We start from the raw sequence: 13708 nt of genomic DNA, 5'->3' as shown, positions 1-13708 counted from the left end.
CCCCGCCACGGCAGGCCGCCCGCGTTCTCCGCAAGGGGTCAGACTCCGGCCTCCTCCGGGATCTCGGCCCGGGGAGCCGGGGTGACCTTCGGTGACCGGCGTCCGGGCATCCACCAGTTGGCCTTGCCGCACAGTTCCATCACCGCGGGGACGAGGATCATCCGGATGATGGTGGCGTCGATGAGCACGGCGACGGCCATGCCCAGGCCGCCCTGCTTGACCGCGACGTCGGGGCCGAGCAGCGAGGTGGTGAAGACGGCGACCATGATGGCGGCCGCGGCCGTGATGACCTTGGCGGTCCGCGCCATCCCGCGGGTGACGGCCGCCCGGGTGTCGCCGGTGCGCTCGTACTCCTCACGGACCCGCGAGATCAGGAAGACCTCGTAGTCCATGGACAGGCCGAACAGCACCGGGAAGATCATCATCGGCACCCAGGTCGAGATCGGCATGGCGGTGGGGAAGCCGAGGGCCGAGCCCAGCCAGCCCCACTGGACGACCGCGACCAGCACGCCGTAGGCGGCGCCGATCGACAGCAGGTTCATGACGGCGGCCTGCAGCGCGATCGTCACCGACCGGACCAGCGCGGTCAGCAGCACCAGGGACACCGCGATGACGACCGCGATCATCAGGGGCAGGCGCGAGCTGATGTCGTCGGCCATGTCGATCGTGCCGGCGTTCGGGCCGCCGACCTGGACCCCTTCGCCGCCGGGCGCCCCGGGCAGCACGTCGTCACGCAGGCGGTGCACCAGGTCGGCGGTGGCCTCGTCCTGGTACCCGGTCTTGGGGAAGGCCATGAAGATCGCGGCCTTCCCGTCCTTGCTGACCTGGGGCGGCGTGGCGTACGCGATGCCGTCGGTCCTGCTGACCGCTTCGACGACGGGACGCAGATCGGTCTGTCCTGAGCCGACCTCGGCGGCGAAGATCAGGGGTGCGCCGTAGCCGGGGCCGAAGCCCTCGGAGAGGATCTCGTACGAGGTGTAGCTGCTCCTGTCGCGGGGCTGGACGCTGGCGTCCGGGTTGCTCAGCCGCATCGACAGCGTGGGGGCGGCCAGCACCAGCAGGACCCCGCCGGCCAGCACCGCGGACACCAGCGGCCTGCGCTGCACCATGCCGGCCCAGCGCTCGGCGATGGTGCGGCGCTCCCGGGCCGCGGCTCCGGTGGCCTGCCGGCTGCGGGACGCGCGGCGCGGCAGGCGCAGCGAGTTGATCCTGTGACCGGTGAAGCCCAGGAACGCCGGCAGCAGGGTCACCGCGGCGACCATCGTGACGAGCACGATCACCGACGTGGCGACGGCCACCCCGGTCATCAGCCGCTGTCCCATGACGACCAGGCCCATCAGCGCGATCACGACGGTCGTGCCGGCGAACAGAACGGCGTGGCCGGCCGTGGTGATGGCCTTGACCGTGGCGGTCTCGGGCTCGTCGCCCGCCTGCAGGCAGTCCTTGTAGCGGGTCACGATGAAGAGCGCGTAGTCGATGCCGACACCCAGCCCGATCATCGCCGCGAGGATCATGGTGAAGTCCGGTGAGGGGACCAGGTGCCCCACCAGCTTCGTCAGGGCGATGCCGGCGGCGATCGCCAGCAGCGCGGTCACGATCGGCAGGCCCATCGCCACCAGCGACCCGAAGGCGATGAACAGGATCACCGCCGCCGCCACGAGGCCCACGATCTCGGACGAACCCTGCGCGGGCGTCTCGGCCTTCTCCGCCTGGGTCCCGCCCAGCGCCAGCGTCACGCCGTCGCCGGAGGCGTCCTTGACCAGCTCCACCAGGGGCTTGACCGCCGCCTTGTCCGCATCCTTACTGGTCAGCGGGATGGTCGTACGGGCGATACGGCGATCCGGCGTCACCAGGCTCTTGTCCTGGTACGGCGACGTCACCGGTCCCACCACCGGTGAGGCGGCGAGATCGGCGAGGACCTTCTCGACCTTCTGCCGGGCGGCGGGGTCGTCGATCCCCCTGTCCGCCTTGATCGCGAGGGTCAGGGTGTCCCCCTGCCGCTCCGGGAAGTGCTTCTCGATCAGCGCCTGTGCCCTGGCGGAGCCGGAGTCCCCGCCGGAGAAGTCGTTGTCGGGGGCGGCGCCGTAGCCGAAGCCGGCGAACGCCACGGCGATCACGCCGGCGATCCAGGCCAGGAGGACCAGGCGGCGCCGCTGGTAACAGAAGCGGGCCAGCCTCGCCAGAGCTCCGTCCGTACGCGGAGTGTCGATCGTCATCAGCTTCTCCTTCGGCCCGTTCTCCTCTCTCATCGCTGGACGGCTGGTGCGGCAGGCAGGTGACGGACGGACATGAGTGCTCCTTCTTCTCCTACGCCTTGGGGGTCGCCTGATGATGTCCGCCGCTCCCGCCGCTGGTCGTCCTGCTGAGGCGGGCCGTCGGCGCTGCCGCCGGCGCCGTAGCCCGCTGCCGCGGACGCCGCAGGAGCCGCGGAGGTACCGCGCGTGCGGTAGGCGGCCGATCCTCCGAGTGCGGGATTCGCTCCCGCGCGCATCGGGCTACCGTCCGGGCATGAGCACGGGACGGGACATCGACGTCAGTTGCCATGGTTCGGCACAATTGCCGGTGTGCGAGTCGGATTGCTAGGGCCGTTCGAGGTCCGGAACCTCGATGGGGTCGTGGTGGAGGTTCCAGGGGTTCGGCTGCGCGCGCTGCTGGCCGCGCTCGCCCTCGAACCCGGCCGCGTCGTCACGCGGGCGAGGCTGGTGGACTGGATCTGGGGGGAACGGCCGCCCGCGGACGAGGTGAACGCCCTGCAGGCGCTGGTGTCGAGGCTGCGCAGGGTGCTGCCGGACGGCGTGGTCGAGGCGGATTCCGGCGGCTACCGGCTGGCCGTGGCCCCTGACGACGTGGACGTGTGCCGGTTCGAGCGGCTGGTCGGCCAGGCCCGTGCCGCCGAGCCGGCGGCGCGGGCGGACCTGCTGCGCTCGGCCCTGGCGTTGTGGCGTGGTACGGCCATGGCGGACATCGCGCTGCAGGACAGCGACGCGTTCGACGCCGTGGTCGCGCGGCTGGACGAGCTCCACGTCGCCGCACTCGGGGACCGGGTGGACGCCGACATCCGCCTGGGCCGCGGCTCGGAGCTGGTCTCCGAGCTGACCGGGCTGGTCGCCGCGTACCCGCTGCGGGAGGGGTTCGTCGCGGCCCTGATGCGGGCGCTCGCCGAGGCGGGACGCGCGGCCGAGGCGCTGACCCTGTACCAGCGGACGCGCGAGCGGCTCGCCGACGAGCTGGGCACGGACCCTTCGGCGGAGCTCTCCGCGCTGCACACCGCGTTGCTGCGCGGCGAGCTGGGCGAGCGGGCGGAGAACCGCAGGACGAACCTGCGCGCCGAGCTGACGAGTTTCGTCGGCAAGGACGGTGACGTCTCCGCGGTCGCCGGCCTGGCCGTCAGACACCGGCTGGTCACGTTGACGGGGGCGGGCGGCTCCGGCAAGACCCGGCTGGCCACGGAGACCGCGCGGACGATGCTCGCCGAGCTGCCCGACGGCGCGTGGCTGGTCGAGCTGGCCTCGGTGCCGCCGGGCGGTGAGCCGGCGCAGGCCGCCCTCACCGCGATCGGCCTGCGCGACCAGGCGGTGCTCGGCGGCGCGCGGGCCGGGGAGCCGATGGATCGGCTCATCGCCGCGCTCCGGGATCGCGCGACGCTGCTGATCCTGGACAACTGCGAGCACGTGATCGAGGAGGCCGCCGCTTTCGCGGATCGGCTGCTGGGGGAGTGCCGGAGCCTGCGGATCCTGGCCACGAGCAGGGAGCCGCTCGGCATCACCGGGGAGGTGCTGTGGCAGGTCGAGCCGCTCGCGCTGCCCGCGAAGGGAGCCGGCCCCTCCGAGGCCGGGTCCTCGCCGGCGGTGCGGCTGCTGCGCGACCGCGCGGATCTGGTGCGCAAGGACATCGGCTCCGACCCGCGCACCCTGGCGGACATGGCCCGGATCTGCCGGGCGCTCGACGGGGTGCCGCTGGCGATCGAACTGGCCGCGGCACGGCTGCGCACCATGTCCGTCGACCAGCTGGCCCGCCGGCTCGACGACCGGTTCCGCCTGTTGACCAGCGGCAGCCGTACGGTGCTTCCCCGGCACAAGACGCTGCGCGCCGTCGTGGACTGGAGCTGGGATCTGCTGACCGAGGCCGAACGCGGCGTGCTTCGGCGGCTCTCGGTGTTCTCCGGCGGGGTGAGCCTGGAAGCGGCCGAACGGGTGTGCGGGGGTGCGGCGTTCGCGGGGGAGCAGGTGTTCGACGTGCTGTCCGCGTTGATCGAGAAGTCGCTGCTGCTCGCCGACGGCGAGGGCGCGCCGCGCTACCGGATGCTCAACACCATCAGGGAGTACGCGGCGCACCGGCTCGCGGAAGCCGGGGAGGGCGAGGCGGCGCGCCGGGCGCACCTGGCCTACTTCGTCGAGCTGGCCGAGACGGCCGATCCGCACCTGCGCCGGGCCGAACAGCTGGAGTGGCTGGCCAGGCTGGAGGCGGAGCACGACAACATCGGCGCGGCCGTGCGCGGGGCGATCGCCGAGGGGTGGGCCCAGGAGGCGATGCGGCTGGTCGGGGCCGTGGGCTGGTACTGGTTCCTCAGCGGGCACAGGGGCGAGGGCACCGAGCTGAGCATCGCGGCGGCCTCGCTGCCCGGTGAGGTGTCCGACGAGGTGCGGGCGACGGCGTACGGCATCGTGGCCGTGTTCATGTCCTCCGGGATGGGCGGCGACCAGTATCAGGCCCGGGAGTGGATCCAGCAGGCGCACCGGCTCACCCGGGGCCGCGAGTACCACAACCCGGTGCTGGGGTTCGTCGCTCCGCTGGAGGCGCTGCTGCATCAGCGGACGGACTTCCTGTCCGCCTTCGAGCCGCTGATCGCCGACGACGACCCGTGGGTGCGCGCGCAGGCGAGGCTCGCTCGTGCCCGGCTGCGGCTGACGCACGGCGGCGACGAGACCGACGTGGACAGCGACGGCGAGATCGCCCTTGCCGAGTTCCGCAGCCTGGGCGACCGGTGGGGGATCTCGTTGGCGCTGACCTTCCTGGCCGACCGGATCGCCACGCGGGGCGAGCTCGCACGCGCCTGCGAGCTCTTCGACGAGGCGGTCGTGGCGCTGGACGAGGTGGGCGCGACCGAGGACGTCGTCAGCATGCGGGTGCGGCAGGCCCAGCTGTACTGGCTGCTCGGCGACGAGCCGTCCAGCGTGGCCGCCATGGCGGAGGCGCAGCGGTACGCGGGCGGCATCGCCTGGCCGAACACGCTGGCCGAGCTGGCGCTCGCCAAGGCGCAGCTGGCGCGCTGGCGCGGCGAGCCTGACCAGGCGCACCGGCACCTGGCCACGGTGCAGGCGATCCTGGGCGACGCGGAGCTCAGCGACTCCCTCCGCCCCCACATCCTGGACCTGTCCGGCTACCTCGCCGAGGATCTCGGCCAGGCCCGCGCCTACCGGCGCGAGGCGTTGCGCGTGGCGATGGAGTACATGTTCCCGCCGGTGATCGCCGGCGTGCTGATCGGGATCGCGGAGCTCGCGCTGCGTCAGGGGCACGACGAGCAGGCGGTGCGGTTGCTCGCGGCCGGCGATGCGGTGCGAGGCACGCCGGACCGTTCGCACCCGGACGCCGTGAGGATCACCGCGGAGACGCGCGATCGCCTCGGCGAAACGGTGTTCGCCGAGGCGGTCCGCGACGGGCGGCGACGGGACTGGCAGGAGCTGGCCGAGATCACGCTCGCTTCGTGAACGACGCGCGCGCCCACAGGTAGCCGGCCAGGGCGAGCCCGGCGCACCAGGCGATCGCCGTGACGGCCGTGCCCGCCGACGGCGCGCCGGCCAGGAAGCCGCGCAGGGACTCGATGATCGGGGTGAACGGCTGGTACTCGGCGAACTGCCGCGCGCCCGGCCCCATCTTGTCGGCCGGAACGAACGCGCTGCTCAGGAAGGGAAGGAGCATCAGCGGGACGCCGAGGATGCCCGCGCCTTCCGGCGACTTCGCCGACAGACCGGCCGCGATGGTGAGCCAGCTGATCGCCAGTACGGTCAGCACGACGATGCCGATCGCGCCGAGCCAGTCCAGGAGACCCGCCTTCGGGTCGAACCCCATGAGGAACGCGACCCCGATGACGAACGCGATGGCGACCAGGGTGCGGAGCACGGTCGCGATCACGTGCGCGTTCAGCACGGCGGCCCGTGACACGTCCATGACGCGGAGGCGGTTGATGAATCCGGTCGTCATGTCGGAGTTCACCCCGGTCGCGGTGGGGCCGATGCCGTAGCCGACGGTCATGATGATCATCCCTGGCGTCGCGTAGTCGACGTAGTCGGTGCCGACGCTGAACGCGCCGCCGAGGACGTGGACCATGAGGAACATCAGGAAGATCGGCATGATGACGGCGTTGAGCAGTGTCAGTGGATTGCGCATCGTGTGCCGGACGTTGCGCCGCAGCATGGTGGCGGAGTCCGCGAGGGAGGCTGAGACGGCGTTCATCGTGCGACCTTCTTGTTCTCGTGGCCGGTGAGGGAGAGGAAGACGTCGTCCAGGTCCGGTGTGCGCACCGACAGCTCCTCGACGTCCAAGGAGTGGGCGTCGAGCCGGTCGAGCAGCGCGCGCAACGACCGCACCCCGCCGTCGCCGGGAACGCGCAGGGTCAGCTCCTCTTCGTCCTCGGTGGAGCCGGGCAGGAGCCGCGCGGCGGCGTCGAGGTCGTGCCGGTCGGTGAACCGCAGCCGGACGTGGCTGCCGGGAACCCGGCGCTTCAGCTCGTCGGCGGTGCCCTCGGCGACCAGCCGGCCCTGGTCGAGGACGGCGATGCGGTCGGCGAGTTCGTCGGCCTCCTCCAGATACTGCGTGGTGAGGAAGATGGTGATGCCGTCGGCGACCAGCTCCCTGATGATCCCCCACATGGTGCGGCGGCTGCGCGGGTCGAGTCCCGTCGTGGGCTCGTCCAGGAAGATGATCCGCGGCTCGCCCATCAGCGTCATGGCGAGGTCCAGCTTGCGGCGCATGCCGCCCGAGTAGGACGCCGCCGGTCTGCCCGCCGCCTCGGCCAGCTCGAACCGGTCGAGCAACCGGCCGGCGGCGCGCTTGCCCTCTGCCTTGGGCAGGTGCAGGAGGTCCGCCATCAGCAGCAGGTTCTCCTCGCCTGTGAGCAGGTCGTCCACCGAGGCGAACTGCCCGGTGACCCCGATCGCCGCGCGCACCGCCCTGGCCTCCGTCGCCACGTCGTGCCCGGCGACGACGACCTTCCCGGCGTCGGGGGACAGCAGCGTGGTCAGCACGTTCACCGTCGTGGTCTTGCCGGCGCCGTTGGGCCCGAGCAGGGCGAAGATCGTGCCGGACCGGACGTCCAGGTCGATGCCGTCGAGCACGACCTTGTCCTTGTAAGCCTTCCGCAGCCCCGAGGCCGCGATCGCTGAACCGTTCATGGCGTTCACGATCGACGCCCGCGCTGACGCCTGGCCGTCGCCGTGCTGACGCCGTCGCTGACACGGCGGCCGGGCCGAGCACGCGGGGCCGTGTCAGCGGACGTGTCAGCGGACGCGTCAGCACGGCGACGGCCCCGTGTCAGCGCGGGCGGCGAAGGTGGATGTCATCAGCGGTTCCGCCGCCGATCGTCGGTTCTTCCGGATCTCAGAAGGAGCACGTCACCATGTCCATCACCCTCACCGACCAGGACAAGCTCACCCTGCAGACGGCCGCGTGGGGCGCCGTCTCCCTGATGGCCGCCGCCGGCGCGGCGGGCTCGTCCCACAGGGTCGCCACCGACGGCTCCCTCGCCCTGGCCTCCGCGACCGGCCCGGTCGGTCACGTGCTCGCCAGGTATCCGAAGGAGATGAAGCTGGACAGCAAGTCCGTCGCCGGGATCGCCGACCGGGTGCTGCCGGCCCTGACGGCGGCCATGACCCTGCTCAAGCAGCAGGACCCGGCAGAGGCCGACAACTTCCGCGGCACCGTCGTCGTCGCCATCGAGGCGGCGGCCCGCATCCACGAGGGCCGGCCCAGCCCCACCCTGGCCGACATGATCCGCAAGATCACCGCGGCCCTCGACGCCGCCTGACGGGACGCCCCGCGGACCGCGCTGCCGGCATGCGGCCGGCAGTGCCTTCCCCGCCGTTCGTCGCCACGCGATGGCGGGCGAGCAGCGCCTAACACGTACTATCGCGAAATGAGGACCGGCCATGAGCGAAACCGTCCACACCGTCACCACGATGCCCGCCGCGCGTCAGCCCGGCTGCCCCTTCGACCCGCCGGCCGAGCTGATCGACGCCCGCCGGCACGGCCCCATCAGCCGCTACCCCTTCCCCGACGGGCACGAGGGCTGGCTCGTCACCGGATACGACCTGGTCAGGTCGGTCCTGGCCGACCCGCGGTTCAGCTCCCGCAAGGAGCTCATGCTCCACCACCCGACCATCGACTACTCCGGCGTGCAGGTCCCCCCGGCGCCGCCCGGCGAGTTCCTCCTCATGGACGAGCCCCAGCACAGCCGCTACCGCAAGCCGCTCGTGGGCAGGTTCACCGTACGGCGGATGCGGCAGCTCACCGAGCGCGTCGAGCAGATCACCGCCGACCACCTGGACGCCATGGAGAAGGCCGGGCCGCCCGCGGACCTGGTCACGGCGTTCGCCAAGCCCATCCCCGCGATCATGATCTGTGAGCTGCTGGGGGTGCCGTACGAGGACCGCGGCTCCTTCCAGGAGCAGATCGACAAGTTCCTCGGCGGCGAGACCAGCGACGAGGACCTGATCGCCGCCTACACCGCGACCCAGCAGTACCTCGCGGAACTGGTGGCCGCCAAGCGCGCCGACCCCACCGACGACGTGCTCAGCGACCTCACCGACAGCGACCTCACCGACGAGGAGCTGAGGGGCATGAGCCTCATCCTGCTCGCGGCCGGGCTCGACACCACCGCCAACATGCTGGCGCTGGGCACCTTCGCGCTGCTGCGCCACCCGGCGCAACTGGCCGCGCTGCGCGCCGACCCCACGCTCACCGAGCAGGCTGTGGAGGAGCTGCTGCGGTACCTGAGCGTCGCCAAGACCTTCATGCGGACGGCGCTGGAGGACGTCGAGCTGGGCGGCCAGACCATCAAGGCCGGTACGGCGGTCATCCTGTCGTACAACACGGCCAACCGCGACCCCGAGCGCTTCTCCGACCCCCACGTACTCGACCTGCGCAGGCAGGACGGCGGGCACCTCGCCTTCGGCCACGGCATCCACCAGTGCCTGGGTCAGCAGCTGGCCCGCGTCGAGATGCGCGTCGCCTTCCCCGCGCTGATCAACCGCTTCCCCACGCTGCGCCTCGCCGTACCGGCCGAAGAGATCGGCCTGCGCCCGGAGACGGCGGACATCCACGGGGTCAAGAGCCTCCCCGTCACCTGGGACGCCTGACCCCGAGCCGCCGGGTACGGCTCCGCGAGCGGCCGTACCCGGCACAGTAGCGTTACGGGGTGGACGACGACCATTCCGCGATCCGGCTGTGGAACGACGCCGAGCTCGCCCTCGCGGCCGGCCTGGTGGTGGTGCTGATCCTCCTTCCCACCGCCGTGTGGCTCGCCGTGACGATGCTGCGCCGGCGCGAGTAGCGCCTCCGACCAGCGGGCGGCCGAGGGCCGCGGCGGCGTACGCGGCGTGGGGGTGTGGCGGGGGAAATCAGGACGGCGGGTGGGATTAGCGTCAGCTCGTGCCGAGAACTTCGACCGCGTGACCACCAGGGCCGCTCCCGCGCGGAGCGGCGGTACGAGAAGAGGGACTCGACCATGCCCAAGTACCTGATCCAGGCGACCTACACCGCGGACGGCCTCAAGGGAGTGCTCCGGGACGGCGGCACCGGACGGCGGCAGGCGGTGGACCGCATGGCGGAGAGCGTCGGCGGCCGGGTCGAGCAGATGTACTTCGCGTTCGGCGAGACGGACACGTACGTGATCGTCGATCTGCCGGACAACGTGGCCTCGACCGCTGTGGGCCTCGCGATCTCGGCGTCCGGGGCGGTACGGGCGAAGACGGCCGTCCTGCTGACGCCGGAGGAGGTCGACGAGGCCACGCGGATGGACGTGACCTACCGGGCCCCCGGCGCCTGACAGCCCCGTGGGAGGCCGGGGGGTTCGACCTGCCCCGGCCTCCCTCGCGGCTCACTCGAACGAGAGGGAGTCGTCGCTGCCGAACCAGCCGCAGTCGTCGTAGCGCAGGCCGAGCGCCCCGCGGAGTGATGCCGGTCGGCGGGGTCTCATGCTCCGGTGTCCGGCCTTCTCGTCCGGCAGCCCCATTCCGGTGCCGGACGCTGACGCTGCGCGCCGCCGCGACCCCGCCTACGGGGCGGTGGGTCTGAGGCGCGGGACCGCCGCGAGGAGGGAGCGGGTGTAGTCGGCCGTGGGGGAGGCGACGAGCTGCTCCGTCGGGCCGGTCTCGACCAGCGCGCCGCGGTGCATCACGGCGACGGTGTCGGAGACGTACCGGACGACGGCGAGGTTGTGCGAGATGAAGAGCATCGACAGCCTCAGCTCCTCACGGAGTGAGCGGATCAGGTTGAGCACCGCCCCCTGGACGGAGACGTCCAGCGCGGAGGTGATCTCGTCGGCGATCAGCAGGTCGGGGCGGGCGCCGAGCGCCCGCGCGACCGCCACCCGCTGGCGCTGCCCGCCGGAGAGCTCGCGCGGGTAGCGTCCGGCCAGCGAGGCGGGCAGTGACACCAGCGACAGCAGCCGCTCCACCTCGGCCCGCCGGGCGGCGCGGGGCACCCGGAGTCCTTCGGCCACGGACGCGCCCACCGTCATCCGGGGGTCGAGCGAGGCGTAGGGGTCCTGGAACACCATCTGGATCCGCCGCGGATCGGCGCCGACGATCTCGCCGGTGTACGGCACCAGCCCGGTCACGGCTCTGGCCAGGGTGGACTTCCCCGACCCCGACTCCCCGACCAGGCCGACGATCCCCCCGGCGGGGATCTCCAGCGTGACGTCGTCGACGGCGGTGAACCCGCCGAACCGCACGCTCAGATTCTTGATGATCACGGTGCCTCCCAGCAGGCGACCCGGCGCTCAGGGCCGTACCGCACCAGGGGCGGGCGTCCGGCGGCGCAGCGTTCGGTGGCGAGGTCGCAGCGGGCCGCGAACGCGCACCCGGGGCCGTCCTCGGTGGGTGAGGGCTGGCGGCCGGGGATGGTGGCCAGCGGCAGGGACCTGTCGGTGTCCATGTCGGGCAGTGAGGCGACGAGGGCCCGGGTGTAGGGGTGCGCCGCGCCGGAGACCAGGTCCTCGACCGGGAGCTCCTCGACCACCCGGCCCGCGTACATCACCACGACCCGGTGGCACAGCTCGCCGACCACGGCGATGTCGTGGGAGATGAACAGGGTGGCGGCGCCGGTCTCGTCGGTCACCTCGCGCAGCAGGCACAGGATCTGCCGCTGCACGGTCACGTCGAGGGCGGTGGTGGGCTCGTCCGCGATGACCAGCCGCGGTGTGCCCATCAGGCCCATCGCGATCACCGCGCGCTGCCGCATCCCGCCGGAGAAGGCGTGCGGGTGCTGACGCGCCCGCTCCCGGGGCCGGGCGATGCTGACGCGCCGCAGCCGGTCGACGGCCCGGGTGAGCGCGTCCTTCCTGGACAGGCCGTGGTGGGTCGTGGACACCTCGGCCAGCTGGGCGCCCACGCGCATGGCAGGGTTGAGCGTGGTCATCGGGTCCTGGAACATCATGGCGAGCGAGGTGCCCCTGAGCCGGCGCAGCTCGCGCGGCGAGAGCGCGGACAGGTCCTGCCCGCACAGGCTGACGCCGCCGGTGACCCTGCCCGGGTGGGGGACGAGCCCGGCGATCGCCAGAGCGGTCAGGCTCTTGCCGCTGCCGGACTCGCCGACGATGCCGACGATCTCACCGGGGGCGACGTCGAGGCAGACCTCGCGCACGGGGACGGCGCCGCCGGGGAAGGCGACGCTGAGCCCCCTGACGGACAGGACGCCCTGGGAGGCGACCTGTTCCAGCGCCTCGCCGGCCGCGGCGTCGCGGACGACGGACGCGGTGCGGGAGGCGGCCTTGGCGAGCCCTTCGCCGAGCAGATTGAACCCGGCCGCGGCGAGGCCGATGGCCACGGCGGGCCCGAGCGCCGCCTCCGGGTCGACGTAGACCCGGTTGAGCCCTTCCAGCAGCAGCCGTCCCCAGTCGTAGTCGGGCGGCTGCACGCCGAGCCCGAGGAACGACAGCCCGGCGAGGCCCAGCAGCGATCCGCCGAGGATCAGCGTGACGTTGAGCAGCAGCGGCTCGGCGATGTTGGGCAGCACGTGGCGGAGCGCGATGCGCCGGCGGGACACGCCGAGCACGCGGGCCGCCGAGACGTAGTCGGAGTTCGCGACCGAGGCCGCCAGCGTCTGCGTGAGCCTGGCCAGCATGGGGGCGCCGGCGAGGCCCATGCCGAGGACGGCTCCGCGAGCGCCGAGCCCGGCGACGATGGCGGTGAACATGGCCAGCAGGAGCCCGGGGAAGGCCACCAGCGCGTTGATCACTCCTGCGGCGGCCCGCGCGCCGCGCGGTGGCAGCAGCGAGGGCAGCACGCCGAGGGGGACGCCGACGATCAGGCTGATCGCCGTGGACAGGGCGGCGAGCAGCAGGGAGAGCCTGGTCGCGACGAGCACCCTGGCGAGCAGGTCGCGGCCGAGGTTGTCGGTGCCGAACGGGTGCGAGGGCGAGTGCCCCTGCAGGATGGCGGCGTCGTCGATCCGGGCGGCGCTCTGCCCCCACAGGACGGGCCCGAGCAGGGCCAGCGCGACGAACCCCGTCACGAGGAGCAGGCCGGCGAGCGGCGCGGGGGAGCGGAGGGCGCGCATCACGTGCCCCTGATGGCCGAGCGCGGGTCGAGCACGCCCAGGGCGACGTCGACGAGGAAGTTCACCAGCAGGACGACGGCGCCGTAGACGAGGACGACGGCCTGGGCGACCGGGTAGTCCTTCTGCAGGATCGACTCGGTCATGCGCTGGCCGAGGCCGGGCCAGGCGAACACGTTCTCGACCAGCACGGTGCCCGGGATGAGTGAGGCGAGCAGCAGCCCGGCGACGGTGAGCGTGGCGGTGAGGGTGTTGGGCAGCAGGTGCCGCAGGTACAGGCGCCTTCCCGTCAGGTGTTTGGCTCTGGCCATCCGCATGTAGTCCATATCCAGTTCGCGTAGCGCCTCCACCCTGATCAGCCGGGACAGGATCGCGATCGGGCCCACGGTGAGGGCGAGCACGGGAAGGACGTAGGAGGCGGGGCCGTCCTTGCCCGCGGGCGGCAGCCAGCCGAGCGTCGTCGCGAAGACGACGACGAGCCCGACCGCGAGGAGGAACTCGGGGATCGCCGCGACGGTGCCGGTGACGGTCGTGAAGGCCAGCTCGGAGCCGGGGTTGCGGCCGTTGTGGGTACGGATGGCCAGCCACACGCCGAGCGGGACCGCCACCAGCAGGGCGATGAGGGAGGCCAGGACGGCCAGCTCCACGGTGCTGGGCAGCCGGTCGGCGATGACGCCGGCGACCGCTTCCCTCGTCTGGAACGAGGTGCCGAGGTCGCCGGTCAGCACGCCTTTGACGTACGCGAGCAGTTGCTGGTGGATCGGCTGGTCCAGGCCGAGTTCGGCACGGCGGGCGGCGACGAGCTCGGCTGGGGCCGTGGCGCCGAGGGCGGCCCTGACCGGGTCGCCGGGGATGAGATGGATCATGGAGAAGGACGCGGCGAGGAGGACGGCCAGTGAGGCCGCGAGCCTGGCCAGGCGGCGGAGCAGGAACACGT

11 protein-coding genes are annotated in these 13708 nt (G+C 72.5%); 5 read left to right on the top strand and 6 right to left on the bottom strand.

Going from position 1 to position 13708, the window contains the following annotated elements:
- Nucleotides 1–38: 38 nt before the first annotated feature.
- The gene (locus tag BMX74_RS28310; RefSeq protein ID WP_177227549.1) at nucleotides 39–2216 is read right to left on the bottom strand and encodes an MMPL family transporter; all 2178 of its coding nucleotides are present in this window, start codon (nucleotides 2214–2216) and stop codon (nucleotides 39–41) included.
- Nucleotides 2217–2618: 402 nt separating this feature from the next.
- On the opposite strand from BMX74_RS28310, the gene BMX74_RS28305 reads away from it, so the two are divergent.
- Entirely contained in the window at nucleotides 2619–5708 is a 3090-nt protein-coding gene (locus tag BMX74_RS28305; RefSeq protein ID WP_256257303.1) for an AfsR/SARP family transcriptional regulator, read from the top strand.
- Here BMX74_RS28305 and BMX74_RS28300 read toward each other — a convergent pair.
- Both BMX74_RS28300 and BMX74_RS28295 read right to left on the bottom strand, forming a co-directional pair.
- The gene (locus BMX74_RS28300) at nucleotides 5692–6453 is read right to left on the bottom strand and encodes an ABC transporter permease (RefSeq protein ID WP_055504775.1); all 762 of its coding nucleotides are present in this window, start codon (nucleotides 6451–6453) and stop codon (nucleotides 5692–5694) included. The genes BMX74_RS28305 and BMX74_RS28300 overlap by 17 nt on opposite strands.
- Nucleotides 6450–7391, bottom strand: a complete 942-nt coding sequence (locus tag BMX74_RS28295) for an ATP-binding cassette domain-containing protein (RefSeq protein ID WP_091103737.1) — start codon at nucleotides 7389–7391, stop codon at nucleotides 6450–6452. The genes BMX74_RS28300 and BMX74_RS28295 overlap by 4 nt, the downstream gene beginning before the upstream one ends.
- A gap of 224 nt (nucleotides 7392–7615) precedes the next feature.
- On the opposite strand from BMX74_RS28295, the gene BMX74_RS28290 reads away from it, so the two are divergent.
- The 4 genes from BMX74_RS28290 to BMX74_RS28280 all read left to right on the top strand — a co-directional run bounded on the left by BMX74_RS28290 (nucleotide 7616) and on the right by BMX74_RS28280 (nucleotide 10042).
- On the top strand, nucleotides 7616–8023 hold the full coding sequence (locus tag BMX74_RS28290) for a hypothetical protein (RefSeq protein WP_055504777.1): 408 nt from the start codon (nucleotides 7616–7618) through the stop codon (nucleotides 8021–8023).
- Nucleotides 8024–8144: 121 nt separating this feature from the next.
- Nucleotides 8145–9353, top strand: a complete 1209-nt coding sequence (locus tag BMX74_RS28285; protein ID WP_091103735.1) for a cytochrome P450 — start codon at nucleotides 8145–8147, stop codon at nucleotides 9351–9353.
- Nucleotides 9354–9412: 59 nt separating this feature from the next.
- Nucleotides 9413–9547 carry a DUF4436 domain-containing protein gene (locus tag BMX74_RS45080; RefSeq protein ID WP_218154087.1) on the top strand — a complete coding sequence of 45 codons (135 nt, stop codon included), beginning with the start codon at nucleotides 9413–9415 and terminating at the stop codon, nucleotides 9545–9547.
- A gap of 174 nt (nucleotides 9548–9721) precedes the next feature.
- Nucleotides 9722–10042: a GYD domain-containing protein gene (locus BMX74_RS28280; protein WP_055504779.1), complete on the top strand. Its 321-nt coding sequence runs from the start codon at nucleotides 9722–9724 to the stop codon at nucleotides 10040–10042.
- Nucleotides 10043–10270: 228 nt separating this feature from the next.
- On the opposite strand, the gene BMX74_RS28275 is transcribed toward BMX74_RS28280, so the two are convergent.
- The 3 genes from BMX74_RS28275 to BMX74_RS28265 are packed head-to-tail and all read right to left on the bottom strand — an operon-like array spanning nucleotide 10271 to nucleotide 13706.
- Nucleotides 10271–10969: an ABC transporter ATP-binding protein gene (locus BMX74_RS28275; protein WP_091103733.1), complete on the bottom strand. Its 699-nt coding sequence runs from the start codon at nucleotides 10967–10969 to the stop codon at nucleotides 10271–10273.
- On the bottom strand, nucleotides 10966–12774 hold the full coding sequence (locus tag BMX74_RS28270; protein WP_256257302.1) for a dipeptide/oligopeptide/nickel ABC transporter permease/ATP-binding protein: 1809 nt from the start codon (nucleotides 12772–12774) through the stop codon (nucleotides 10966–10968). The genes BMX74_RS28275 and BMX74_RS28270 overlap by 4 nt, the downstream gene beginning before the upstream one ends.
- Nucleotides 12774–13706 carry an ABC transporter permease gene (locus BMX74_RS28265; protein ID WP_236714846.1) on the bottom strand — a complete coding sequence of 311 codons (933 nt, stop codon included), beginning with the start codon at nucleotides 13704–13706 and terminating at the stop codon, nucleotides 12774–12776. The genes BMX74_RS28270 and BMX74_RS28265 overlap by 1 nt, the downstream gene beginning before the upstream one ends.
- Between the last annotated feature and the right edge of the window lie 2 nt (nucleotides 13707–13708).

Source organism: Nonomuraea pusilla (assembly GCF_900109355.1).
In the GTDB taxonomy this organism is placed as follows: domain Bacteria; phylum Actinomycetota; class Actinomycetes; order Streptosporangiales; family Streptosporangiaceae; genus Nonomuraea; species Nonomuraea pusilla.
Note: the sequence above shows the minus strand (reverse complement) of the source record. Positions and strands in the feature narration are given on the sequence as shown.

What these genes read in the sequence shown, in the direction of transcription:
- BMX74_RS28310 (WP_177227549.1), bottom strand. Translation starts at nt 2,216, where the DNA reads ATGACGATCGACACTCCGCGTACGGACGGAGCTCTGGCGAGGCTGGCC.
- BMX74_RS28300 (WP_055504775.1), bottom strand. Translation starts at nt 6,453, where the DNA reads ATGAACGCCGTCTCAGCCTCCCTCGCGGACTCCGCCACCATGCTGCGG.
- BMX74_RS28295 (WP_091103737.1), bottom strand. Translation starts at nt 7,391, where the DNA reads ATGAACGGTTCAGCGATCGCGGCCTCGGGGCTGCGGAAGGCTTACAAG.
- BMX74_RS28290 (WP_055504777.1), top strand. Translation starts at nt 7,616, where the DNA reads ATGTCCATCACCCTCACCGACCAGGACAAGCTCACCCTGCAGACGGCC.
- BMX74_RS28285 (WP_091103735.1), top strand. Translation starts at nt 8,145, where the DNA reads ATGAGCGAAACCGTCCACACCGTCACCACGATGCCCGCCGCGCGTCAG.
- BMX74_RS28280 (WP_055504779.1), top strand. Translation starts at nt 9,722, where the DNA reads ATGCCCAAGTACCTGATCCAGGCGACCTACACCGCGGACGGCCTCAAG.
- BMX74_RS28270 (WP_256257302.1), bottom strand. Translation starts at nt 12,774, where the DNA reads ATGCGCGCCCTCCGCTCCCCCGCGCCGCTCGCCGGCCTGCTCCTCGTG.